The sequence below is a fragment of the Desulfurispirillum alkaliphilum genome, assembly GCF_055378285.1.
The window spans coordinates 2,282,947-2,306,760 of record NZ_AP042405.1 but is presented as its reverse complement, the minus strand read 5'-3'; the positions used below and the strand labels follow the sequence as shown (position 1 = coordinate 2,306,760).

General features: G+C 52.9%; 21 protein-coding genes and 2 tRNA genes. 15 read left to right on the top strand and 8 right to left on the bottom strand.

What is annotated here, in order from left to right; genetic code table 11:
* The first annotated feature begins 223 nt into the window (after positions 1-223).
* From ACZ46I_RS10385 to ACZ46I_RS10360, 6 genes are all read left to right on the top strand, one after another.
* The gene (locus tag ACZ46I_RS10385) at positions 224-889 is read left to right on the top strand and encodes a cell division ATP-binding protein FtsE (RefSeq protein ID WP_013505921.1); all 666 of its coding nucleotides are present in this window, start codon (positions 224-226) and stop codon (positions 887-889) included.
* A 16-nt stretch (positions 890-905) separates the two neighbouring features.
* A complete protein-coding gene (locus ACZ46I_RS10380; protein ID WP_226509053.1) occupies positions 906-1,724 on the top strand; it encodes a cell division protein FtsX in 819 nt (272 codons plus the stop codon).
* Entirely contained in the window at positions 1,725-2,825 is a 1,101-nt protein-coding gene (locus ACZ46I_RS10375; protein ID WP_464280735.1) for a murein hydrolase activator EnvC family protein, read from the top strand.
* Complete coding sequence (locus tag ACZ46I_RS10370; RefSeq protein ID WP_013505924.1) at positions 2,822-4,081, top strand: S41 family peptidase; 1,260 nt, start codon at positions 2,822-2,824, stop codon at positions 4,079-4,081. The genes ACZ46I_RS10375 and ACZ46I_RS10370 overlap by 4 nt, the downstream gene beginning before the upstream one ends.
* Positions 4,082-4,288: 207 nt before the next feature.
* Positions 4,289-5,464 (top strand): divergent polysaccharide deacetylase family protein, encoded by a 1,176-nt coding sequence (locus tag ACZ46I_RS10365; RefSeq protein ID WP_464280734.1) that lies wholly within the window; start codon positions 4,289-4,291, stop codon positions 5,462-5,464.
* Positions 5,454-6,455 (top strand): D-alanyl-D-alanine carboxypeptidase family protein, encoded by a 1,002-nt coding sequence (locus ACZ46I_RS10360; protein WP_464280733.1) that lies wholly within the window; start codon positions 5,454-5,456, stop codon positions 6,453-6,455. Before ACZ46I_RS10365 ends, ACZ46I_RS10360 begins: the two co-directional genes overlap by 11 nt.
* Here the strand turns inward: ACZ46I_RS10360 and ACZ46I_RS10355 are convergent.
* A complete protein-coding gene (locus tag ACZ46I_RS10355; protein ID WP_464280732.1) occupies positions 6,444-7,412 on the bottom strand; it encodes an NAD(P)-dependent oxidoreductase in 969 nt (322 codons plus the stop codon). The two genes, ACZ46I_RS10360 and ACZ46I_RS10355, sit on opposite strands and share 12 nt — an antisense overlap.
* A gap of 82 nt (positions 7,413-7,494) precedes the next feature.
* On the opposite strand from ACZ46I_RS10355, the gene ACZ46I_RS10350 reads away from it, so the two are divergent.
* From ACZ46I_RS10350 to ACZ46I_RS10335, 4 genes are all read left to right on the top strand, one after another.
* Positions 7,495-8,823 carry a glucose-6-phosphate isomerase gene (locus ACZ46I_RS10350; protein ID WP_013505928.1) on the top strand — a complete coding sequence of 443 codons (1,329 nt, stop codon included), beginning with the start codon at positions 7,495-7,497 and terminating at the stop codon, positions 8,821-8,823.
* An 80-nt stretch (positions 8,824-8,903) separates the two neighbouring features.
* Positions 8,904-9,179: an HU family DNA-binding protein gene (locus ACZ46I_RS10345; RefSeq protein WP_013505929.1), complete on the top strand. Its 276-nt coding sequence runs from the start codon at positions 8,904-8,906 to the stop codon at positions 9,177-9,179.
* Positions 9,180-9,259: 80 nt separating this feature from the next.
* Complete coding sequence (locus ACZ46I_RS10340; RefSeq protein ID WP_013505930.1) at positions 9,260-10,564, top strand: phenylacetate--CoA ligase family protein; 1,305 nt, start codon at positions 9,260-9,262, stop codon at positions 10,562-10,564.
* Between the two features lies 1 nt (position 10,565).
* Positions 10,566-11,000, top strand: a complete 435-nt coding sequence (locus tag ACZ46I_RS10335; RefSeq protein ID WP_013505931.1) for an amino acid-binding protein — start codon at positions 10,566-10,568, stop codon at positions 10,998-11,000.
* A gap of 210 nt (positions 11,001-11,210) precedes the next feature.
* Here ACZ46I_RS10335 and ACZ46I_RS10330 read toward each other — a convergent pair.
* The 6 genes from ACZ46I_RS10330 to ACZ46I_RS10305 all read right to left on the bottom strand — a co-directional run bounded on the left by ACZ46I_RS10330 (position 11,211) and on the right by ACZ46I_RS10305 (position 17,102).
* Positions 11,211-11,297, bottom strand: a tRNA-Leu gene (locus ACZ46I_RS10330).
* 54 nt (positions 11,298-11,351) lie between these two features.
* Positions 11,352-12,236: a tyrosine-type recombinase/integrase gene (locus tag ACZ46I_RS10325; RefSeq protein WP_464280731.1), complete on the bottom strand. Its 885-nt coding sequence runs from the start codon at positions 12,234-12,236 to the stop codon at positions 11,352-11,354.
* Between the two features lie 136 nt (positions 12,237-12,372).
* Complete coding sequence (locus tag ACZ46I_RS10320) at positions 12,373-13,941, bottom strand: ABC1 kinase family protein (RefSeq protein WP_464280730.1); 1,569 nt, start codon at positions 13,939-13,941, stop codon at positions 12,373-12,375.
* 204 nt (positions 13,942-14,145) lie between these two features.
* Entirely contained in the window at positions 14,146-14,427 is a 282-nt protein-coding gene (locus tag ACZ46I_RS10315; protein WP_226507536.1) for a phasin family protein, read from the bottom strand.
* Between the two features lie 87 nt (positions 14,428-14,514).
* Positions 14,515-16,056, bottom strand: coding sequence for an NAD(P)/FAD-dependent oxidoreductase (locus ACZ46I_RS10310; protein ID WP_464280729.1), 1,542 nt, complete (start codon positions 16,054-16,056; stop codon positions 14,515-14,517).
* Positions 16,056-17,102 carry a poly-beta-1,6-N-acetyl-D-glucosamine N-deacetylase PgaB gene (locus ACZ46I_RS10305; RefSeq protein ID WP_464280728.1) on the bottom strand — a complete coding sequence of 349 codons (1,047 nt, stop codon included), beginning with the start codon at positions 17,100-17,102 and terminating at the stop codon, positions 16,056-16,058. The genes ACZ46I_RS10310 and ACZ46I_RS10305 overlap by 1 nt, the downstream gene beginning before the upstream one ends.
* A gap of 82 nt (positions 17,103-17,184) precedes the next feature.
* Between ACZ46I_RS10305 and ACZ46I_RS10300 the strand changes: the two genes are divergently transcribed.
* The 4 genes from ACZ46I_RS10300 to ubiE are packed head-to-tail and all read left to right on the top strand — an operon-like array spanning position 17,185 to position 21,187.
* Positions 17,185-18,948: a tetratricopeptide repeat protein gene (locus tag ACZ46I_RS10300; RefSeq protein WP_464280727.1), complete on the top strand. Its 1,764-nt coding sequence runs from the start codon at positions 17,185-17,187 to the stop codon at positions 18,946-18,948.
* Between the two features lie 6 nt (positions 18,949-18,954).
* Positions 18,955-19,557: a hypothetical protein gene (locus tag ACZ46I_RS10295; protein ID WP_464280726.1), complete on the top strand. Its 603-nt coding sequence runs from the start codon at positions 18,955-18,957 to the stop codon at positions 19,555-19,557.
* Complete coding sequence (locus ACZ46I_RS10290) at positions 19,520-20,395, top strand: 4-(cytidine 5'-diphospho)-2-C-methyl-D-erythritol kinase (protein WP_464280725.1); 876 nt, start codon at positions 19,520-19,522, stop codon at positions 20,393-20,395. The genes ACZ46I_RS10295 and ACZ46I_RS10290 overlap by 38 nt, the downstream gene beginning before the upstream one ends.
* A 42-nt stretch (positions 20,396-20,437) precedes the next feature.
* Positions 20,438-21,187: a bifunctional demethylmenaquinone methyltransferase/2-methoxy-6-polyprenyl-1,4-benzoquinol methylase UbiE gene (gene ubiE / locus ACZ46I_RS10285; RefSeq protein WP_464280724.1), complete on the top strand. Its 750-nt coding sequence runs from the start codon at positions 20,438-20,440 to the stop codon at positions 21,185-21,187.
* Between the two features lie 225 nt (positions 21,188-21,412).
* Here the strand turns inward: ubiE and ACZ46I_RS10280 are convergent.
* Positions 21,413-21,490: transfer RNA gene (locus ACZ46I_RS10280), tRNA-Arg, on the bottom strand.
* Positions 21,491-21,581: 91 nt separating this feature from the next.
* Here ACZ46I_RS10280 and ACZ46I_RS10275 point away from each other — a divergent pair.
* On the top strand, positions 21,582-23,813 hold the full coding sequence (locus ACZ46I_RS10275; RefSeq protein WP_226507540.1) for a CHASE2 domain-containing protein: 2,232 nt from the start codon (positions 21,582-21,584) through the stop codon (positions 23,811-23,813).
* The last annotated feature ends 1 nt before the right edge of the window (position 23,814 follow it).

Below are 23,814 nucleotides of genomic sequence, written 5' to 3'. Positions count from 1 at the left end.
TGAATAGGAGGGAAATTCGCATTCGAAAAATGAAAATCAGGACACGAAATCCTCGCCGGGTATACCTTGCCCCTCGCAGAAGGTGAAAGAAGGGAAAAACGTTTAATTTGGCCCAGGAAAACATAAATGGGAATAAGGCGCATTCATCTTGCGGTTAATGGGAGGAATTGAGTACAACTAGGAGGTGCAAAGCATCAGAAAGTGTCGCGAAGGACCAATCGCCATGATTCAATTTTACAATGTTACGAAAAGTTATGGGGATCACTTTGAACTTTCCGGTGTGAACATACGCATCGCCAAGGGACAGTTCTGCTTTCTCTGTGGTCCCAGTGGCGCGGGGAAAACGACGATTATCAACCTGATCCTGGGCGAAGAGCACCCGAACCAGGGAAGCGTGCTGGTGAACCGCCGTAATGTGCCGGATCTGCGTGGCAATGAGCTGGCCAGGCATCGTCGCGACGTTGGTGTGGTCTTTCAGGACTATCGCCTTATTGAGCGTCTCAATGTTTACGATAACATCGCACTTGCGCTGCATATCTGTGGATTCACCGCTCGCAGAGAAATCGACCGCAGGGTGGAGGCAGTCTGTAAAATGCTGGGCCTGGTGAAGTACATTCATGCGCCTGTGATGCAGCTCTCTGGCGGTGAAAAGCAGCGCGTGGCAATAGCCCGCGCACTTATACACAATCCTCCCGTCATCATTGCCGATGAGCCGACCGGTAACCTTGACATGAAGCAATCCATCGATATCTTTCGTATTTTCAGGAAGATATGCGATATGGGCACCACGGTTTTTTTTGCAACCCACGACAATCACCTGGTGGAAGGCTCCGGCATTCCTGTCTATCGGGTGGATAACGGAATGATCAGCTATGATGTTTCACCTTAAACGAGCCTGGTTTAACATGCTGTCTACCCCACTGGTGACGCTGGTGGCCATTCTGACTATCTCCATAGCGTTGACCTGCCTGATTCTCTACCAGACTTTTCTTCATAACCTTCGCAATTATATTGACTACCGCATAGATGGCAGTCGGATAGTCGTCTATATGCACGGAGATCGTGATGGGGATCTAGAGGCATTCCTGAAGCGCTATAATCTCAACTTTCGGTTTATTGACCACAAGGAAGCCCTGGTAATATTTTCGCAACGGTATCCAGATGAGTCCGATCTGTTGAGCGCCATGGAGGTCAACCCCCTACCCCAGAGCTACCTGGTCAGCATGGATTCCCACAACATTCAGTACTTCCGCTCCATCATCAACGGCATCAACTCCTCTGGTGATTCGGTCCTGTCTGTCGAATACAGTTTCCATGAGATATCCGTTCTGCTTGAAGCCCTGGATCTGACGGAGAGGTTTCGTCTTATCATCGGTGCTTTTGTAGTCTTTGTCTGCGCCGTCATGGTGTCCAACACCATACGCATCTCCTATTACAAATATATGGACGACATCAGGATTCTGCGTATCCTGGGCGCATCCAGCATGTTCATCAAAGGTCCGTACTTCCTTGAGGCCTTTCTCATCGGCGTCTGCAGTATTGCCATTGCCATCGGCGCCTCACTTTACAGTGTCTATTTTCTGGCATCCGATACGTCCTTTCTCACTATACTCGGCAGCTACGCGCTGCACTACCCCACCATGGAACAGGTTGCCTTGAACTCTTCTATTGTGGCCCTGCTCTCTGTCATCGTCAGTATGTTTACCCTGCGTGGAGCCTCCTGAATGCCATGGACATCGCTGCGGAAATCCCTCACTGCCTCCTGCGCCACACTGATTCTGTTTGTGCTTACCGCTCCTGCAATGGCAGAGCCTCTGATGAGCCTACGCCAGATTGATCACTCAATCCAGGAAGTGAACCAGCAGATTTCCAGGGTTTCCACCCGTATCGGCGCCCTTGTGGCGGATATTGCCACTATCGTGGATGAGACTGAGGAACAGGAGCGCCTGCGGCTTGGGCTTCTGGCGGAGGTAAAAGCCATCGACATGGAGCTTCAGAATATGCGGAACCGTCTCAGGGAGGGGCAGACTCTCCTTGAAGAGCTTGATCGTGAAATCTCCATGATGGAGGCATCCATGAGCGAACGCCGTAACTCCCTTGAGCGCTCATCGAGGCTGCTTTATCGCGATATACATATCCCCCATGACGATACGCGCTATCTCCAGTCAGTGTTCATGGAAATCGGCACATTCCTGGAGGCTCTGTATCGTGATCTGCGTCAGTTGCAGGTGGCTCGCAATGACAATCATAAGAAGGTTCTTGAGCACCAGTCTATGATACAACGTTTTTCCAGCCGCTCCCATGGGCTCCTGGAAGAGATTGATGCCATCACCCGGAAGGTGCAGAGCTCTTTCGCCCTGACCCAGGAGAAAAAACGGATTCTGGATCACCTGCATGAGGAGCAGCAGGATCTGCAGGAAATCTTTCGCGACCTTTTGAACCGTAAAGCGGATTTCTATGAAACCGTTAAGGACATCCAGCACTTCAAAGGCTATATACCGCTGCCCGCTGATGGCCCGTACTTCGTGTCCCAGGACGACAATTCCCTTCTTATCGATATGAAAAATGATGCCCGCGTCTATTGTATCTTTGATGGAGAAGTTGTATATAGAGGGAACCTTTATCGTTTTGAAAACGTGATCATTATTGATCATGGCAACAATTATTATTCCGTGTACGGTGGCTTGGTTGATGTCATCGTCAATGAAGGGGATCGCGTTTACGCCAATGAACTCCTGGGTTCAAGCCTCTATCTGTATTTTGAACTCAGACACCGATCGACGCCCCTCGACCCACAAGAATGGATTTTTCTGGAGGAAATGTGAAGAAGATACTTTTTGTTGTAGCCATATTTGCAACCATGGCAGCTACTGCTTTTGCCATAAACAACGACCTGCTTCGTCAGCAGCTCAAGCTTTTCAGCGAAACTCTGTCCTATATAAATGTCAACTATGTGGAAGTCCCTGACCAGAAAGAACTCATCTACGGTGCTATCCAGGGAATGCTCACCACTCTTGACCCCCATTCATCTTTTATGAAACCCGAGACCTATCAGGAGTTTAAAACTGATACGCGTGGGGAATTTGGTGGGCTTGGTATACAGATTGCCATTCGTGATCGGGTACTCACGGTCATTGCGCCCATTGAAGATACTCCGGCATGGAAGGCGGGCATTAAAAGCGGCGATCGTATCATCAGAATCGAAAACCAGGCCACCGAGGGCATGAGTGTGATGGACGCGGTGCGCATTCTGCGAGGTGAGCCCAACACGCCTGTCACCATTACCATCTGGCGTGAAGGCCAGAGCACGGGCAAGGATTTCACCATTGTCCGTGATATCATTAAAGTGAAAAGTGTGCGTCATGAGCGTTATGGAGATATTGGTTACGTACGCATTACCAACTTCAACGAGAATACCTCAAGTGAGCTGCGCGACTCTCTGAAGGACCTTGAAAGCCAGCCTCTGAGTGGACTTGTTCTGGATATGCGCAACAACCCGGGTGGATTATTGAATCAGGCAATTGATGTCACCAGTGCGTTCATCTCGCCGAACAAACTGGTCGTCTATACCGAAGGTCGTACCAGCAGTCGAACAGAGCTGCATTCCAAGGTTTTCGACAATAAACAACGTGAATATCCCATGGTGGTGCTCGTCAACGGTGGCAGTGCCTCCGCTTCGGAAATCGTCAGCGGTGCACTGCAGGACTATAAACGCGCGATTATCATGGGCACGCAGACCTTCGGGAAAGCCTCGGTTCAGACGGTTATTCCCCTCTCAGATGGCAGTGGCATGCGATTGACTACCGCGCGTTACTACACCCCTTTTGGCGGAGCCATACAGGGTGTCGGCATAACACCAGATGTTATCGTCGAGCAGGGGCGCATTGTGCGAGACGAAGGCACCGAGGGAATGCGTGAGGCAGATATTCCCGGCCATATTCGCGGCGAATTCGAAGGGATCCCTGCTGAGGACAACAGCACATCGGAAATGCCCTTGGATGACCTGCAGCTCCTCAGGGCCATTGATGTCCTCAGCGCCATTCACGTATTCGGTGGAAAACTGGATCTGAACAACAAGTAATCCGCCAAAGAGTGCGCCAGCACGGCATGGCATCTGATATTCGGATGTCTACGCAGCTGGCGTACCGCTACGCCTGAAGGGATGATAGACGGTTAATCACCTATGCAGCGATACACAACCTTTCTCTGGTCGATCTTGATTCTGGCTTCAATCCTGACGCTCGTTTTCGCCATTGGCGCGTACTCCCACGTAAACAGGGAGAAGCCGGTGCTGTTGGATTATACCCGTACCAGCACGGGCGTTGAAAACGCACTGCAGGCTGTTCTTCTCGAGCACGGCATCTCATCCGGTGATATCACCCATGAACAGATGCGACTGGCCTCCCGCGATAATCAGCAGTGGAATTACTACTACCGCGAGATCAACGTCATGGGCGATGATGACCTCCTTGCCCTGGAACGTAAAATAATGAGAGCACTGGCCCCGTGGAAAGTGCGTCTTTCTTCTCGGGAAGCCGGTTCCCGGGACAACAAGGCGTACTACAAGATTCGGCTCTCTCTGCCCCAGGGGATCACGACCCATTCGCTGCTCTTCTTCACACCGGAAATTGCCTATCATCCGGCAGAGCCTGAAGGGGTGCCCATGGATGAAATACCGGTTCCTCCTCGTCCAGGAACACCTCTTGAACCCCTTCAGGTGGAAGAGCCGTGGGAGAAACCGGCGCGGATAGCCATTATCCTTGACGATGCCGGTGACAACTTTCAGCTGGCAAAACAGGCGGTACAGATCCATCCGGCGGTTACCCTTTCCATACTTCCGAAACGTCCTTTCTCCCGCGAAATATCGCAGCTTCTTGACCGCATGGGACTGGAATACATGCTTCATCAGCCCATGGAGGCGCAGAATCCCCTTATTAATCCCGGTTGGGCAGCGTTGCTGACTACCATGGACGAAGAAGAGATCCGCAGTACTTTCACCGCTGCTTTGGAGTCACTTCCCGGAGCCGCAGGGATTAACAATCACATGGGCTCCAGGTTTACTCAGGACCCTGACCGGCTGCGCATTGTCATGGAGATGATAGCGGAGCGGGACCTTTACTTTATTGACAGTTATACTACCAGCGACTCGCAAGCCTATGCCGTTGCCACAGAATTTCAGGTATCCAGCGGGTTCCGTGATGTGTTTATAGATAACGAAAGCGATGTGGAGGCCATCCTGCGACAGCTGGATATCCTGGTCCGTGATGCGCAGCGCTACGGTTCAGCCATCGGCATCGGTCATGTGCGCTCTCGCACCATTGAAGCACTGGAAGAATTTACTGGCCGGCTTGAAGAGATGAATGTTGAGCTGGTGACGCCTTCAGTCATTGTATCCCACCGAAAACCTGCTCAGATCAGCGAGAACGTAAATGAAGACACACAATCAAGTCCTGATGAATTCTGATCCTCTGGCCAGAAACGCCTTTATTCGAATTATCACAGCGCCGAGACTGAACCAGGTTCTGCTCGGACTCTTCCCGTTTTTGTTCTTCTCCTATCTGCTGGTCTCCTATTACAGTATGCGTCCGGAAGAACCGCGCGTGGGGCACCTGCAGATTCAGATGCGTGCAGCGACCCAGCAGATGCCCTTTGCGTTGCCGGAATTTCGTCTGAACCAACGTTCTTTTTTCTTTCCCGAGGCCTCGCAGCTTGGAGCCATAATAGTCGTTGACGCAAACCGGCAGGAGATCGTCTATGCCAAAAACCTGCACGAGGTTATGCCAATAGCTTCACTGACAAAGGTGTTTCTGATGGAAGAGCTTCTTGACCGTATTCAGCAGGGGGCCCTCACTTTTGACAAAGAATTACGGGCCTCGACCAGGTCTTCGCTTATCGGGGGTTCGCGAGTGTATCTGCGCGAGCACGAAAATACCACCATAGAGCAACTTGCCAAGGCCACGATGATTCACTCCGCCAATGATGCTGCCTACCTGCTGGGAGAGGTCATTGGTGGAGGTGACGCGAACCATGCCGCCCAGCTACTGACGGCCAAGGCACAGACTCTGGGGCTGAAAAACACCAGGCTCTATAACGTCAATGGTCTGCCGAACCGTGGAGGACCTGATAATATATCTACTCCCTATGAACTGGCACAGTTTACCTTTAAACTGATGGCGAGAAACCCGGAAATCTTTGAAATCGCCAGCACCGAAGTGGATTATTTCCGCCGTCCCGGAGGACAGGATTTTCTGCTGGTGAACCGCAATCGTCCTCTTGTGCGACTGGACTACGTCACTGGCCTGAAAACCGGTTATACCAACAGTGCAGGTTTCTGCGTGATCACCACATCGAACAAGAATAACCGTAATCTCATCACGGTGATTCTCAATGCGCCCAGCTCGCAGATCCGAGATCGCGCTGCCAAACGCCTCATTGATCACTTTTCAACGATCTGACGACCGCATCTCCGGATACCAGCTGATCAGAGCCGCGCGTTCGTGTTCCACAAGCTGCTCCAGCATTTCAAAAGTGTAACCGGCGATATGGGGAGTGCACAGCACCTGTGGATGTGAACGCATCCAGTGGTTCGCACCCAGAGGTTCATCCTGGAAGACATCCGCAGCATAACCCGCAAGGATCCCCCCATTCAGAGCCCTTTGCACCGCAGATTCATCGACCACTTTTCCCCGCGCAGTATTGAGAAGGTATGATCCTGGTTGAAGGTGTGACAGTGCCTCGTCGTCGATCATATTCTGTGAAGATGTTGTCAGTGAACAGTGCAGACTGACCACTGAGCATGAAGAGAGCAGGGTTTTCAGATCGCTATAGCGCTGCACAGCATGGTCATATACCTCATCTGCTGCGACAAAAGGATCATAGTATCCCAGGCTGCGCGGCTCGAAAGATTTCAGCATGCCACTGACCCGGCGGCCGATAACGCCGTAACCAATAATGCCGATATCCTTGCCATGGAGACGTCCCGTACCTCTGATCTGGTTGCGCACCCAGTGCCCTTGTTGCATGGATTGATAGATGGAGCTGGACTTCCTCAGAAGATCAAGCATCATCATGATCGTCGACTCGCTTACGTCAATACTGCGTGGCACTGGAAGATGCTGCCAGCGAATTCCACGGTCTGCCACAGCCGCCATATCCACATGGTCATACCCGGAATTCGGTATCAGAATCCCCTCAAGGTTGGGGAAGTATGCCAGGACCTCGGCACTTATTACATAGGAGGTATTGGGTATGATGACATGGGCGTCGCGTACCGCAGGGTGAGGTATTTCTCCCTTTTCATGATGCACGCATGTATAAGCAAATCCGGCACTTTCCAGGATTTTCTGCTCAAATGGCACCAGCTGCTGGAACTGCCGGGGTGAGATGGTCAGACGGGCAACGCGCTTTCGCATATACGAATCCTTTGCGGGAATTTTACTTGTCTTTTGTCGAGATCATGGCGATATTCTAACATACTAAAAAAGGGGGGCTGTAATGATTACCATCGATTATACGCTGACCATGAAAGAGAACGTTGCTACCGGTCTGAACTCTGAAGTGCTTGAAGCCATTGACCTGCGTTTTCGCACGCAACTCCATCGGCAGCTTGAAGCCAGACTTGCCGACAGCACCTATGCCTTTCGTGCAGGCCTTTCCATAGCGCACGATGAGCTCCCTTCCATAAAGCGATTTCTGCAGGAAAACCTTGGCGGGATGAGAAATTTCGTGGTTGTGGGCATCGGTGGTTCAAACCTCGGAAACCTCGTCCTCGACAGGGCATTTCGCGGAAATGGCAAGAGTATCTATTATCTTGACAATGTCGAGCCCGATAAGATTCACCGTCTTTTCCAGGAGATAAACCTGCAGGAGACTGTTTTTAACATTATCACCAAATCAGGGTCCACCTCTGAGACCCTTGCCAACTATATTGCCGTTCGCAATGTGCTGGAGCGCAAACGACTCCCCCTGCAAAAACATCTTATATTCACCACGGATCCGCAAAAAGGCTACCTGCAGGAAATACGGCAGCGCGATGGCATCCCTACTTTTCACATCCCCTCGCCACTGGGTGGACGATTCTCAGTTCTTTCAACCGTTGGACTTCTGAGCTCAGGATTCAAGGGTATAGACCTTGAGAGTCTGTTGCAGGGTGCCCATGCTGCTGCAAACGACTGTCTCTCTGATTCCCTGCGCACCAACAAAGGTCTGCTGCTGGCGGCACTTTATATCGCAAACTATCAGAAGGGACGCACCATCAATGTGCTCATGCCCTATTCCGACCGTTTGCACCCCTTTGGGCAGTGGTTCCGACAGCTCTGGGCCGAAAGTCTCGGGAAAATTAACCGCGATGGAAAGCCTGTTGGCCAGACTCCTGTGGATGCGCTTGGCACTGTTGACCAGCATTCCCAAGTGCAACTCTACATGGAAGGCCCCGACGACAAGATTATCACTTTTATCGAAATTCTTCGCCACCAGAATGATATTTCACTGGATGGTGAAATCGACTACTTTAATGGACAGACCATGGCAAAACTCCTGCGTGCACAGCTGCACGCAACCCAGATTGCCCTGCTGCAGAAACAGCGCTGCAGCCTGCGAATTGAGATGGATGAACTCAACGAGTGGAACATGGGTTATCTTATGTATTTATATATGTATGCGACCGTTGCCGCAGGTGAGCTGCTCGGGGTGAACCCTATAGATCAGCCTGGCGTAGAGCAAGGAAAGGAATATACTTACGCACTGCTTGACCGCCCGGAGTACCATGAACAAAGAATCCAATACGAAAAATTATGCGCATCTTTGCGCAAATATTGCGTATAATTCGTTGACAAAGGGTTTTGCGATAAGTAATATTTTTTCAGAACATCCTAACGTACCAATGACCCATATAAGGAGGGGGCATGACGAAGAAAGAATTGATCGGTAAGATGGCTGAGGCTTCTGGTATTACGAAGGTTCAGGCGGAGAAGGCTCTGAATGCATTTATCGATTCAGTGAGCTCTACACTCAAGTCCGGAGAGAAAGTAACGCTTGTTGGTTTTGGTACTTTCCAGGTTTCTGAGCGTGCAAAGCGCCAGGGCATCAATCCCCGCACAAAAACACCCATCACCATCCCTGCTCGCAAGTCGCCCAAGTTTGTTCCCGGCAAGGCTCTGAAAGAGCTGGTGGACAAGTAAGTCTCATTTCCTTTATTTTAAAAGGCAGGCATGTTACGTGTCTGCCTTTTTTTATTTCGCTCAAAAAGGATCGTTGCCCTATGTTATGGAATGAGGAATTTGAAACCCTTCCCCGGGAAGCCCTTGAGGCCCTTCAACTGAAACGACTGCAAAATACATGCGCCCGTGTCTACGCCAACGTACCCTATTACCGCGCTGCATTCGACCAGGCAGGGATAACGCCCGCTGATATCAAAAGCCTCAATGACCTGCACCGGTTGCCCTTCACGGGCAAGCAGGATCTGCGTGACAATTATCCCTATGGTATGTTCTGCACCCCCATGGAGCATGTGGTTCGCATACACGCTTCCAGCGGCACCACAGGCAAGCCTACAGTTGTAGGTTACACCAGACGTGATATTGACACCTGGTCGGAGCTCATGGCCCGTTGCTTTGCCGCCGCAGGTGTCACGCGGGGCGATATTGTCCACAACGCCTATGGATACGGCCTTTTTACCGGAGGACTTGGCGCTCATTATGGCGCCGAGAAAGTTGGGGCATCCGTTATCCCCATGTCTGGTGGCAACAGCAAAAAACAGATTATGATCATGCAGGATTTCGGCTCAACGGTGCTGACGGCTACGCCATCCTACGCTCTGCATCTGGCAGAGGTTGCTCAGGAGGAAGGAATTCCCATGGAATCTCTCAAACTCAAAGTGGGTATTTTTGGCGCGGAGCCCTGGAGCGATGCCATGCGTCATGAGCTGGAGAGTAAACTGCATCTTGATGCCATCGACATCTATGGCCTGAGTGAAATCATGGGGCCAGGCGTCTCCATTGAGTGCCGTGAGGCCAAGCATGGTATGCATATTATGGAAGATCACTTCATTCCGGAAATCATAGATCCGGACACCGGCGAGTCCCTTCCCCTTGGTGAAAAGGGCGAGCTGGTATTCACCACCATCACCAAGGAGGCCTTTCCCCTCATTCGCTATCGAACACGCGACATTACACGTCTCATCAGCGAACCCTGCCGCTGTGGGCGCACCTTCTATCGCATGGAAAAAGTATCCGGGCGCAGTGATGATATGCTGATTATCCGTGGCGTCAATGTCTTCCCTTCACAGATTGAAGCTCTGCTCATCAATGTCAAGGGCATTGAGCCTCACTATCAGCTGATTGTCGACACACATGACCATATGGATACCCTGGAGGTTCAGGTTGAAGTCAACCAGCAGCTCTTCAGCGATGAGATCCGCCATTTACAGAACCTCAGCAAAAGTATCCAGAAGGATATCAAGGATCTGTACGGCATCTCCAGTAAAGTGTCCCTGGTTGAACCCAAAACCATTACCCGCTCCCAGGGCAAAGCAGTACGGGTAATCGATCGCAGAAAGGATAAATGACATGAAAGTGCAACAGATATCGATATTTATCGAGAATCAGGCTGGCAGGCTGGCCGAAGTAACACGCTGTCTGGCTGAAGGCAATATCAATATCAGAGCCTTGAGCCTGGCTGATACCCAGGACTTTGGCATACTCCGGCTGATTGTCAACGACGTGCAGGCCGCACGTAAACTCCTTGAAGAGAAGAGCTTCACCGTTGGCATCACGGATGTCGTTGCCATTAAGGTTCCCGATAAACCAGGGGGTATGGCGGCAATTCTGGCCATTCTCGATAACTGCAATATCAATGTGGAATACATGTATGCCTATGTGGACAGGGACTTTCAGGATAATGCCGTGATTATCTTCCGCTTCGAAAATCTGGATGACGCCATCGCGTGTCTGACAGCCCAAGGAGTGGATATTGTCAAGGGAAGCGAGCTGTACGGCATGTAACTCAGGCTTCGCGCTGTTTTCCTTGCCGCTTTGGACCTGCCAAAGTGGCTGGGAGGCGGCACAGTGCTGATTTTTTCAGCTCTCAGCGTACCTGGAACTCCTGTTGGCTTTTCATTGCCTGCACGTTGCCGGTACAATCAAATGAAAGAATTCAGCGAAGAGTGTACAAAAAAAAGCCCGCAGCAAAAGCTGTGGGCTGATTCTGTAAGATGGTGCAGAAGGGGGGACTTGAACCCCCACGGCCTTACGACCACTACCCCCTCAAGATAGCGCGTCTACCAGTTCCGCCACTCCTGCAAACAAGCCGGCAAATTACAGAAATAATGGTTCGGCGTCAAGTCTTTTTTCTCCTCAATCGAGAACACTGACGGCGCTGCGCAAGCCTTCCGGCGACGTATGGGTGTAAATTTCTGTCACCGCCACGTGGGAGTGCCCAAGCAGACGCTGTATTTCAATGAGGTTTACACCCTTGCGCACCAGATTCGTGGCAAAGGTGTGACGCAACAGGTGTGCCCCGCGCTTGCGAGGAAGGTCAATGCCCGCCGCTTTGATATGCAGGCTGGTACGCTGCCAGATAATGTAGGGTGTCAGTGGTTTGCCGTTGGTGCGGCAGAAAAAAAAGTCAGAGTCAATGGAGTCCATGTGCTCGTACCAGTAAAACTGCAGGGTTTCCATTAAAGCGTCCGCAATGGGCAGAATTTGCTCCTTCTGGCCCTTTCGGGTTATCTGGAAGGCCTTGCCCTGGTGATGGAAGTTTCTGCGGGTTAACTGGCAGATTTCGGAGGCCCGCATGCCGGTGTACAGCACACACAGCATGACCGCTGTGTCGCGGTCATTGTGAAAGTTGCGCTCCAGCCCGTTCAGATAGGCCCGCAGGCGCTTCTGTTCATCGTCTTTGAGGAAAACCGGCATCTCATTTTTATAGGCTCCTTTGGGGCTCTTGAGATCCCTGGCGGGATTCTCTTCGAGAAACCCTTCATATTGCAGCCAGTTAAAGATCGCCCGCACATAACACAGGACGTTGGCATAGGTTGACTTGCTCTTCCCCATGGCCTTGTGGGTCAGGTACATGCGTAATTCTCGCGGCCCTGCGGTTTCCACAGTGAGTTCTTCCTGTTGAAGGAATTCAAGAAACCTGCGCATTTCAAAGAGATAGCGGTCTATTGTCTGTTGTGACAGACCACACTCGTATTTCAGATACCGCTGATAGTGTTTTTCCATATCCCTGGTGTTCATGAACCCAGGATAGCACACCCGGCAATATTATCCAATGAAATTACTTATTTCATTGGATGGAATTGATTGAATTGTTTCATGTGCATTGCCTTTTGAAATAATGGAACATTTTCCCCGATAAAATCAAATGAAATATTTAACGCAGGCGCAGCGCCTTGAAAATACCGGCAAGCATGAGGAGTACACCTGCCGGGAGGGCGTGGTGCAGAGATGAGTCCAGCACGAAAAGGCCACTGACAATAAGGATCACCGAAATAAGCATCTGCCGAAGGTAGGATTTCACCGCATCCAGCAGTTGAAGTTTATCCTCTCTGTTAAGGCGCACGGTGAATTCGTCATCGTACATCTGATCGACGATCTTCTGCACTTTCAGAAGGGTCATGGGAAACTGCCGACCCTCTTTCAGCAGCTTTCCCACAACGTTTTCCTTCTCCAGGGCACGGGAAAGATTCTGCTTCAGAATGGGCAGGATATCCTTAATTCCATTGAAATTTTCAATATAGGTTGTTCCCAGCCCTTCGACGATGGCGCTGGCGCGCATGATGTAAATGGTTTCCTGGGGGAGTTTAAAGGGCATCTGCTTCATGGAGCCAAGCAGGTCAGTTGCCAGTTGCTGCATACTGCTGGCATTCAGGGAGTTATCATCGAAGATATCGAAAATCTGCTCTGCCAGATCCTGCAGTTCGTCGGCCGGGGCGTCTTCCGTGATAATACCCAGCTTGCGGGCCGCTGAAACGAGGTTTTCGTAATTGCGCTCGTACGCTGATTTCACCAGTTGAATGGTTGCTATTCGTATGCGTCGTGGTATGCGCGTCACCATGCCGAAATCCAGCAGTATCAGTTCACCTTGACGGTTGACGAGGAGATTTCCCGGATGAGGGTCGGCGTGAAAGTAGCCCTTGACGAGCATCTGCTCTGTATAGAACATCACCAGTTTTTCCATGAGGTCATGAAAAGAGATGTCAAGCTTCTGCAGGTGCGCGCGATCATCAAAACGATACCCCTCCTCAAAGCTCATAACCAGAGCGTCTGCACATGAGTACTCCGGGTAGGGGACGGGGAAACGCACCTGAGTCGTGGCATAGACTCCACGGAAGTGTTCAAGATTCTCCAGTTCCCGTGCCATATCGACTTCCTGCAGGATCATGGTGGCAAAGGCCTCAAGCACGGATTCTACGGAATTGCGGGTGTAGTCGGAGAACAGCGGGCGGAAGAGGTGGTGGAAAAAGCTGAGAATGCGAATATCCTGCGTTACCATAAAGGCTATGGCATTGCGGCGAAGCTTCACCGCCACCTGCTGGTTATCGACCGCCAGGGTGGCCCGGTGCACCTGCCCGATGGAGGCGCTGGCCATGGCCTCGTGCTCAAACTCAACAAAGACGGCGCCATTACCAAAAGCCCTCTTGAAGACCGTCTGAAAGTCTTTGGGGCTCATTTGGGGTATCTGGTCGTGTAACTTTCGTAATTCATGGATGTACGCAGCATCAAAGAAATCCGTACGGGTGGCAAGCACCTGGGAGAGCTTTATAAAGCTGGTTCCAAGCTGCTGGATGATAAGCAGGAGCATTGGTGGTGACAGCGGACGTACGCCGAGAAAATGCTCTTTGCGCTTGATGAGCAGGAAAATAGTCAGGAGAAAACGAAAGACGCCGTAAATCCTCAGCGGATTATACAGCCGGAAAAAAAGGGCTATGCGGGTCGACAAGGGTAATCCTTCAGCTGGCTGCTGAGAAAACGCTTTCTGCAGTGTTGCCCGCTGTCGCAGGTCGGTGCAGCGCACTGTATGTCCACGTCACTCCTCGATCTGCAAGCTTCTGGCGCCTGGCGTTCTTCATTTGCCTGCCTGATTTCTGGTATTTCAGCAAACCGTTACAAAAAAGGCGTACCCACACATGGATACGCCTGTCGTTTACTCTTTCCGGGTGAGTTCTTCGCGGAGCTTTTCCAGGTCCTCCCTGGTCACCAGATCCAGTTCGTGCACCACATCCTTGATGATCTGCCGAAGTCTGGTTTCCAGTTGCTCGCCTTCGGATTTTCCCTTGGCGATGGTCTCATCCACAAAACTCCTGGCTTCTTCACGACTCATCTTCCCGTGCCGCGCGAATTCGTCAACCAGGGATTCAATTTTCTCCCTGGTCATCAGGGCGCTTCCGAGACCAAAGAGGATCAGATCTTTTATCCTGTTCTCCATGACTAACCTCCATACGTGGTGTCCCGTTTAAGGTAAGCAAAAGATATCGCGGTTTCAAGGGAATTCGTGCATGGGGCCTCTGCGCTCTCAGTTCCAGCGGCGCAGGATTGCCAGGGCCGTGTTGACCCCATCCACGGCGGCGCTGACGATGCCACCGGCATAGCCGGCACCTTCGCCACAGGGGTATATCTGAGGCCAGGCACTGCTGGACAGGGTTTCACGTTCACGGGGGATGCGCACCGGGCTGGATGTTCGGGTTTCCGGAGCAATCAGCAGCCCGTGTTCAATAAAACCGGGCATCTTGCGTTCAAATTCTCGTAAGCCATGCCCCAGTGCCGTGGCCACCGGTTGTGGCAGCAGGTGGTGGAGATTCGCCTCAACCGGCGCCGGAGAACTGCTGGAGCCAGGCAATTGCCCCTGTGGCGTACCCCGCAGGAAGTCGGCAGCGGTCATGGCTGGCGGGCGGTAGCTCTGGCTGAAACGGTAACAGGCGGATTCGATGGCGCGTTGATAGGCCAGGCCTGCCAGGGGATCTGTGCTGCCGAAATCGCGCTGATCGACGGTGACCACCAGGGCGCTGTTGGAGTATTTCGCGCTGCGACTCTGGTAACTCATGCCGTTGACAGCGATATGATCCACCTCAGAGCTGGCATTCACCACCAGCCCCCCTGGACACATGCAGAAGGTGTAGACTCCGCGTTCCGCACACTGGGCGCTGAACTGGTACTCCGCCGCCGGCATGTTCAGGTGCCAGCGGCCATACTGACAGTGGTCCACCAGGTCACGGGGATGCTCTATGCGTACTCCCACCGCCAGGGGTTTTGATTGCAGCTGCAGTTTGCGGCTGAGGCGCTCGAAGGTATCGCGGGCGCTGTTGCCCACAGCCAGTACCAGCGCGTCACCATAATAACTTTGCCCAGTGGTCAGCGCGTCAACCCCGGAGCCATGGGGGCGAAGGTCAACCACTTTCTCGCCGAAATGCAGTGAGACGCTGTGCATTTCAAGTTGCTCACGGAAGCGACGCAGCACCTGTTGCAGCTGATCGGTACCCACATGGGGTTTCGCGTCCCAAAGTATGGCTCGACTGGCTCCCAGGCTCACCAGCAGGTGCAGCACAAAATCACGATGGGGACTTTTTATGCGCGTGGTGAGTTTCCCGTCGCTGAAGGTGCCAGCTCCACCCTCCCCAAACTGTACATTGGACATGGGATCCAGGTTTGCGTTTCTCCAGAACTCATAGACGTCGCGTTTGCGTTCGTCTACCTGGCGGCCCTGCTCAATCAGCCGAACGCGCACCCCGGCAACCGCCAATGCGTAGGCACAGAACAACCCCGCAGGCCCACTGCCTACGACGGTGACCTGTCGGTTTTGCACCTTTGGGAAGCGGCGCAGGGTGCCCATGGTGGATGTATTCTCCAGGGAGTATTCCGGCAGTTTCTCCCCGGTGAGCGCATACTCGACCTGCAGGAGTTCATAGATAACCTGTCGCTTCTGCCGGGCATCTATACTGCGTCTGATGATGCGAATATCGCTGATTTCCTCGTGACTTGAGAGTCCAAGATGCCGCTGAAGGTGGACTTGCAGATTCTCACCATAGGGAAGGCGCAACTGGGCCTGACGGGAACTCATCAGGGATCCCTGCGCACAGGCATATAGGCTACAGGAATGCCGGGTGGCAAAAGGCGCTCCAGGGCGTGTACCTCAGCAGGGGAGATAGCTTCACCGGTGCGGAAGTCTTCGGTCTGAATCTTCGGCAGAATCCGGTGATGGCCTACAATCCGGGCAATGTTCTCGACAATCAGCGCGGCCTGGTAAATTGAACCTTCGCGACTGAGGCCCAGCTCATCTCCGATCTGACGGTGATAGCTCATTATGGAAAAACGGTAAACCGGCAGCTGCGCGAGAAGCTGCAGATCCTGGGCGAGCCACAGAAGTGCATGGTCGGGATTGGTTCCATGTTCATAGTAGATATTCAGGAGTATCCTGCAGTCTTTATGGTGGTGATGCACCTCTTCAATGATCCCCGCAAGGGTTCCAGCAATCACCCGTGCACGCTGCTGTGCCACCTCGTGGTATTCACGGGTATAGCCCGAGGGATTTCGAACGATGATACCGGTGGGTAACTCATCCTCTGTGCGATAGATAAGGTCATCCTGAATGAGAATGCCGTGTACGCCACTGCGTGCCAGATCGGCGTAGAGGGCACGCAGATATGGGAGACTCTGCTGATGGAACAGGGATATCCGATTGGTGCGTGGGTCTTTCAGGGGGTGATCGGGCGCCAGCCAGTCCGCGCGCCTGGTACCAAGCCATCCGTAGAGCTGCAGGCCGTGTCTGTTTGCCAGGGCCAGGGCTGGTGTCAGGACGTCCTCTATAACCGGTGCGTGCGTGGTTGGAAAGTACACTCCACTGGGAGGTCTGTCAGGGGAACGGTTCCCAAGGCTCAGGTAGCGGTCACCCTCATTATGGAACAACCGCAGGATGACCGCACTGTACCCCTGGGCTTTCAGTCGTATGAAAAGCCGATCCAGATCGGCGTGTTCTCCCATCTGCACATAGGATATCTGGGCAACTCTGCCATGCAGAGCCCTGACCTCCTGTGCCTGTGCCGGCAGCAAAAGAAGTGCGGTCAACAGGCATGGATAAAGGAAGAGTCTTTGCAGGAACGCAACCATACGATGGGAAATTTCCTTTGAGTTTTCAATGTTTATTGTATACTGTACGAATGTTTTTGTTCTCTGTAAAGGTGGAATACCCATGAAGTGCCTGCGCACATGCATACTGATTCTCATAAGCCTCCTGCTGGCTGGCTGCGCCGAAAAGAAGACCAGTGTGGGAATGTTCCCCCTTGATGATCACCCTCTGGTGGACTTTTACGTCCCTTCAGAAGCGGAAAGCACATACCACTACCTTCTCTATACCATGTATCGCCTCCACGGCGATGACCAGAAAGCCCTGGAACACTTCCAGATGAGTATCGGAGCTTCGCCGTCACCCAGCGCAGAGCTTCTGATGGAGCTTTCAGCTCTCTACTCTCTGCAGCACGATCAGGAACGAGCCATATCTGTCCTGGAGCAGGCTGTGGCGCTGAATCCCTATGACCCCAACCTCTATAAGCTCCTCAGTCTCTACTACTACCAGGAGTACGATTTCCTGCGGGCCCGCGACGCTATCACCCGTGCCATTGATCTTGGGCAGACCAGTGGAGAAGACTTTCTCTTTCTCGCAGATGTCCTGGAGAAAATCGGCGACTATGAGTCCATGGTGCAGGTTCTGCACCAGCTCACCCTGGAACACACCGATAATTATGTGGCCCACTACTCACTTGGCGTTGCCTTTTATCGACAACAGCGCTATGACGATGCCGCCCGCAGTATCAGAACTGCCATGGAAATTCGCGGAGGGGATACTCTCTCCTACCGTTTCATGCTCGGAAAGCTGCGACTGGAACAAGGCTATCTTGATCAGGCCCTGGATATCTACGAGGAGATTTACCGCAGCTCGCTTCCCATGGACACACAAATAGCCACCGGCTATTCCATGCGCATCATGGAAACGCTTCATGAATATGGTCACTACGATCTTTCCATAAAGCTCGCAAAGCGCATGCTGCAGGACAATCCCAGCTGGATATGGACAGTGGACTACTGCACTCTCGGCCTCTATGCCATGCAGACAAATGCGGTACCGGACGAGTGCAATGGCAACATCAGCCTTCCAGCGGGATCAGGGCACGCTTTCACCCGTTTGCTCTTTCAGTATCTTGACACCTCCACCCCTGAAGACAGGGCGCAGATCCTGCATCTGCTTAATGATAGCCAGTCACAGGGTATACTGGTGCAATCCATGCGCCCTTTTCTGGATATCGACAAACGCTTTGGGCGATCACAAGGCCCCAAAATGCTGCTGGAACTTTTGCAAAGCCTTGCGGAAAGCCCCCGTGAAGCCCTTGCCATGGGGATTACCATCGCCGATATGATCGACAATACCGAGCTCCAGCTGACCTACGCTGCAGATCTCTACGAACAGTATCCGGATTCCGTCTCAGCACTTCAGCTTGCCTGGGCGCATTATGACTCAGGCAACCTTCAGCAGGCCGTCAGCATAGCTGAACCCTATGCGAAGAAGAAAGATGCGCCTGCAGAACTCCTGAACTTCCTTGGCTATATCATGGTCGATCATCATATGCAGATCACCGTCGGTGGCAACTACATCCGGCGCGCGGTGGAGCAGGAGAGCAATAACCCTTACTACATTGACAGCCTGGCCTGGTATTACTACCGAACCCGCGACTACACCAATGCCCGCATCTACATAGAGCGATCCATCATGCTGCTGCAGGAGCGAGATCCTGAGCCCGACGATGCCATTATCTTTGAGCACGCCGGCGATATACTCCAACGCCTCGGAGACCAATACCGTGCCTTCGCGTATTACGCACGTTCCTATGCCTTTCGCGATGAACCCAGAGTATTCAATAAAATGCAGGCCATTCGGCGTTCTGTCGACGCTCAGCGTTGAGATGGCGTGGTACCCCTGATGCTCCGCGTGCTCTCCACCTTCGCAGTCACCTGCCTGATGTTTTCAGTGCTCTTGCTCAGCAGCTGTGCAGTGAAAATTCCTGCGGTTCTGCATCCAGCTGTTGATTGTGAGTATATTGAAGGGGCGGCGCGACTGCGCATTGAAGACAACACATCCCTGCGGATGGACTTTGTCGTGACACGTCCTGATACCGTGGCAACAGTGCATTTTACCGGCGCTTTTGCCCAGCGTTATGCCACACTGGTTCTCACAGAGAATCACGTTTCTTTGTTCAATCATCCCCAGCGCAGCTATTCGGTCGCCAGTTATGATGAACTCTGCTTCCAGCAGGACATCTGTTTTGGTGGCGAGGATTTCATATACCTGCTGGCAGGAGACTTCAGCCGCCAAAGACAGTTCAGCCTCGATTCATACCAGTGTCAAACTGAGCACTTACCGGAAAGTGAGATCTACACCTGTCGGCACGCCATGCTCGCTGATATGAATCTGCGCATTCTCAGCAGGCAGTGCGTAAGCGTACCGCCACACGAATACACTATACCGGATCACTATGAAGCATTACCCCTATCACGCCAAAAGCTACGCTAAAATCAACCTGACCCTGCACATCACCGGTAAACGAGCCGATGGTTATCACCTGCTGGAAAGTCTGATGGTGCCCGTCTCCCTCAGCGATACGCTGAAGTTTGCTCCTTCCCATGAGTTCAGCTATTGCGGGCCGGGATCGCTTACGAACAAGGAAAACCTTATCTATCGTGCCTGGAGAGAGTTGCGTCAACGCTACCCTGTAGGGGGCGTTGACGTTGTGCACCAGAAACACATTCCCATGGGCGGCGGACTTGGGGGCGGCAGCTCCAATGCAGCAGTGACTCTGACAGCGCTCTCTCAGCTTTATCGCCTTGATATCGGCTATGCAGAGCTCAGTGCCATAGCGCTCACGCTCGGAGCCGATGTTCCTTTTTTCCTGCGCTGCACTCCGGCGCTGGCACGTGGAATCGGGGAAGTTCTCGACGATGTCATCGTTGCGCCCCTGCATATTTTACTGATAAGTCCAGACCGAGGGCTCTCTACCCCCCAGGTATACCGCAACCTGGATTACAGGGGCGATCCTCCTGCATCAGGAGGATCCAGTATTGCTCCCGGGCAAGTCTGGAAATATGATGATATCATCAGAGTCTGCCACAACGACCTTGAGAAAGGGGCACGCCCGCTGTTCCCTGAAATGGATACCATAAAATCAGATCTGATCTCCTGTGGCGCGGGTGCGGCATGTCTGAGCGGCAGCGGGTCCACAGTCTTTGGCATCTTCCCGGATCAGGACTGTCTGCAGTCAGCATGCACTTTCTTGCAGCAGAAATATCCCAAATACCGTATATTCCCTGTAAAAACGCTGCCGAACCTGTCAGAGAGTACAGGATACGTTTGATACCAGCCTCAGTACGCAGAGGAGAGAATGGAAAGGTTGAGCATGAAAAACAAAGAAAACCAGGACGCAAACCAGCAGCTCCCGGATCAGGATAAAGTCCAGGAGATGTTCCAGGAAATTGCGCCGAAATACGACTTCCTGAACCGTCTGCTCAGTGGCAGGCGCGACGTCGCATGGCGACGCAAAGCCGTTTCATATCTTAAATGGGGTGACAGGTCACGGATCCTTGATATTGCCACGGGCACTGCCGATGTCGCCCTGGAAATCGCCCGCCAGACCAAGGAGACCGTCAAAATCACCGGTGTCGACTTCAGCGAGAACATGCTCGCAATCGGCAAAAGCAAGGTCAGTGCCTCCAAGTACTCCCACCGTATAGACCTGCAAATTGCGGACGCGCAGGATTTACCCTTTGACGAGGATATTTTCGACTCGTGTATCATTGCCTTCGGCATCCGCAACATCCCGGATCGCGCCAAGGCACTGCGCGAAATGGCCAGGGTGGTACGCCCCGGCGGCACAGTGGTTATCCTGGAATTCACCACTCCCGATATTCCCCTGTTGCGCACACTCTACCACTACTACTTCTTCCGACTGCTGCCCTTTATCGGCGGCTTAATCTCCGGACAGCGCGAGGCCTACACCTACCTGCCGGAGTCTGTCAGTCGCTTCCCTTCACGGGATGAATTCTGCCAGCTCATGAGCCTCTCAGGGCTGCGCGATGTCTACTGTCGCAATCTTACCTTTGGGGTCGCCTGTATCCATATAGGTACCGTTCCCGAGGCGCAGGAATAAACGCAATAAACCCTGGAACCGCTTATGGTCCAGGGTTTTCTTCTATCCGGAGGAGGAGAATATTAAGGGAACCCGGCTGTGAAGGCAGATTTTTCAAGGGCACCTGAACGCGCGTTTCTCCGGCTTGTCTGCTCAGGATATCCAGCAGCTGGCTGCTCAAAGAGCCCCATCTGCTGCGTTGGCTGACATCTGGGTAAGTGTCACGCCGTGCGATATATGCGTATATGGTGGCCCTACCAGGACTCGAACCTGGGCTAACCCGGTTTAGGAAACCGGTGCTCTATCCACCTGAGCTATAGGGCCAGGCGAAAAAATCTAGTGAATTCGCGGTGAAATTGCAAGCAAAAACCCGGCACGCCGCCGTGAAGCGCTGCTATGAGGGAGGGGAAATACCATGGGACAACTCTCATTAAAGCATGTTCTCAACATACTGTCGCGGCGCAATGCCAGCACTTTTCTGGCGGGGGTCCTCTTCAGCCTGGTGATGGCAGCGCTGTATATCTACATGCCCCCCTTTCTGCGCATCATGGACCACAAAGTATACGATACCATTCTGAAAGCGAACCACGCCACTGAGTTGTCGGATGCCGTGATTATCGTGGACCTTGACGAAAAGAGTCTGGCCAGCTACGGACAATGGCCATGGCCCCGCTATCGGGTAGCCCTGTTGCTCGAACAGCTGCGCCGTGGTGGCGCACTGGCCGTGGGGCTTGATATTCTCTTTGCGGAAGAAGATCGCACTTCGCCCCGCATACTGCAGCAGCAGTTGCAACGCGAGCTGGGGGTCAGTATTCACTTTGAAGGGCTTCCGCCAGCCCTTGAGGACAATGACGCCGTACTGGCCTCCATACTTGAGCAGGGCCCCTATACCCTGGGCTACTTCTTTGATTTTTCCGGCGAAACGGTCATGGAAGAGCATACTCCCTGCAAACCGCACCCTTTTCAGGTGGTGACCCTCCGGGAAAGCGGTGCCGCAGAACCCGCAGAAATTCTGCTGAATGCCCCCTATGTGCTCTGTAATATCGATATCATAAGCAACGCAGCCACTTCTTCCGGTTTTTACAATGTCGCCCCGGACGCCGACGGCATCATTCGCCGGACGCCACTGGTCATCTATCACGATGGCGAGATCTATCCAAGCCTTGGACTTTCCACCCTGGCCCAGGCCCTGGGCACCCGACAGGTGCTGCTGAAGCTGACGGCGGGAGGCGTGGAATCCCTTGTCTTCGAAGGCACAGAAATACCGCTTGATCACCGTGGCCAGATGCTGCTGCACTATCGCGGGCCGGGGAAGACCTTCACCTATTACTCCGCTGCCGACGTTCTTGATGGCAGCGTTCCCCAGGGTGCCTTTGACGGGCGCATGGTTCTGATCGGCACTTCGGCCGCAGGCCTGAAGGATCTGCGCAGCACACCCTTTGATACCGTCTACCCGGGAGTAGAAGCCCACGCAACCGTTGCTGACACCATCCTTCAGGGCGACTTTCTGGCGCGCCCTGACTGGGTGCCAGGCCTTGAGCTGCTTCTCGTGCTGGCCCTGGGAGTTGTCTCGACCGTGGCCATTACCTGGACGCGCAGCTACTGGCTCCTTATACCACTGCTGTTGTGTCTGGCGGCAGCCTGGTTTGGCTCCACATACCTTTTCACGCACCAGGGAATCTATGTCTCCCCCATGATGCCCATGCTGACCCTGGCGGCAAACTTCAGTCTGCTGACGCTCCTGAAATTCTGGAGTGAAGAGAAGAGTCGCGAACAGATCCATGGAGCGTTTCAGCACTATCTCAGCCCGGCTTTCATCAGCGAACTGCTCAAGGATCCCGATCGACTGCAGCTGGGAGGAGAACAACGTGAGCTGACGGTGTTATTCAGTGATATCCGCAGCTTTACAACCATCTCCGAGGGCATGAGCCCTGCTGAACTCGTGACTTTTATCAACGAATATCTTACCGCCATGACCGATATTGTCATGCAGAGGGGTGGTACTCTGGACAAGTACCTGGGTGACGCCATAATGGCCTTTTTCGGTGCTCCTCTGCCCCAGGATGACCATGCGTTGCGGGGTTGCCGAGTAGCGCTGGAAATGATCCACAGGCTCGACTCTCTGAGGGATCAGTGGGTGTCGCAGGGGTATCCGCCAATGCATATTGGCGTCGGGGTGAACACCGGACAGATGGTTGTGGGCAATATGGGTTCGCAGAGCCGTTTTGACTACACGGTTATGGGTGATAATGTCAATCTGGGCTCCCGCCTGGAAGGTCTCACCAAAAGCTATGGTGTCAGTATCCTGATCAGTCAGAGCACCTTTGAATTGGTGAAAGACACACTGTTATGTCGCGAAATCGACCTGGTACAGGTCAAGGGCAAGCATCTGCCAGTTGCTATTTTCGAACCGCTGGGGGAACGAAGCGACTTCAACCGCATACCTCCCTGGATCACCAGCTTCGAGGAAGGGCTTCAGCTCTATCGTGCTCAGCAATGGCAGGAAGCGATGGAGGCTTTTGAGAGGGCACGGGAGTTGAATGCTGCGGATCGTGCCTCAGAGGTGTTTGCGCAGCGCTGCCGCCACCTGCAGGAGAACCCGCCCCATGGGGAGTGGAACGGTGTCTGGGTGATGACAACCAAGTAGG

Bases quoted from the DNA above. Each gene is read 5' to 3' on its own strand.
- ACZ46I_RS10385 (WP_013505921.1), top strand. From the start codon at position 224: ATGATTCAATTTTACAATGTTACGAAAAGTTATGGGGATCACTTTGAA.
- ACZ46I_RS10380 (WP_226509053.1), top strand. From the start codon at position 906: ATGCTGTCTACCCCACTGGTGACGCTGGTGGCCATTCTGACTATCTCC.
- ACZ46I_RS10375 (WP_464280735.1), top strand. From the start codon at position 1,725: ATGCCATGGACATCGCTGCGGAAATCCCTCACTGCCTCCTGCGCCACA.
- ACZ46I_RS10360 (WP_464280733.1), top strand. From the start codon at position 5,454: ATGAATTCTGATCCTCTGGCCAGAAACGCCTTTATTCGAATTATCACA.
- ACZ46I_RS10355 (WP_464280732.1), bottom strand. From the start codon at position 7,412: ATGCGAAAGCGCGTTGCCCGTCTGACCATCTCACCCCGGCAGTTCCAG.
- ACZ46I_RS10350 (WP_013505928.1), top strand. From the start codon at position 7,495: ATGATTACCATCGATTATACGCTGACCATGAAAGAGAACGTTGCTACC.
- ACZ46I_RS10345 (WP_013505929.1), top strand. From the start codon at position 8,904: ATGACGAAGAAAGAATTGATCGGTAAGATGGCTGAGGCTTCTGGTATT.
- ACZ46I_RS10340 (WP_013505930.1), top strand. From the start codon at position 9,260: ATGTTATGGAATGAGGAATTTGAAACCCTTCCCCGGGAAGCCCTTGAG.
- ACZ46I_RS10335 (WP_013505931.1), top strand. From the start codon at position 10,566: ATGAAAGTGCAACAGATATCGATATTTATCGAGAATCAGGCTGGCAGG.
- ACZ46I_RS10325 (WP_464280731.1), bottom strand. From the start codon at position 12,236: ATGAACACCAGGGATATGGAAAAACACTATCAGCGGTATCTGAAATAC.
- ACZ46I_RS10315 (WP_226507536.1), bottom strand. From the start codon at position 14,427: ATGGAGAACAGGATAAAAGATCTGATCCTCTTTGGTCTCGGAAGCGCC.
- ACZ46I_RS10310 (WP_464280729.1), bottom strand. From the start codon at position 16,056: ATGAGTTCCCGTCAGGCCCAGTTGCGCCTTCCCTATGGTGAGAATCTG.
- ACZ46I_RS10305 (WP_464280728.1), bottom strand. From the start codon at position 17,102: ATGGTTGCGTTCCTGCAAAGACTCTTCCTTTATCCATGCCTGTTGACC.
- ACZ46I_RS10300 (WP_464280727.1), top strand. From the start codon at position 17,185: ATGAAGTGCCTGCGCACATGCATACTGATTCTCATAAGCCTCCTGCTG.
- ACZ46I_RS10290 (WP_464280725.1), top strand. From the start codon at position 19,520: ATGAAGCATTACCCCTATCACGCCAAAAGCTACGCTAAAATCAACCTG.
- ubiE (WP_464280724.1), top strand. From the start codon at position 20,438: ATGAAAAACAAAGAAAACCAGGACGCAAACCAGCAGCTCCCGGATCAG.
- ACZ46I_RS10275 (WP_226507540.1), top strand. From the start codon at position 21,582: ATGGGACAACTCTCATTAAAGCATGTTCTCAACATACTGTCGCGGCGC.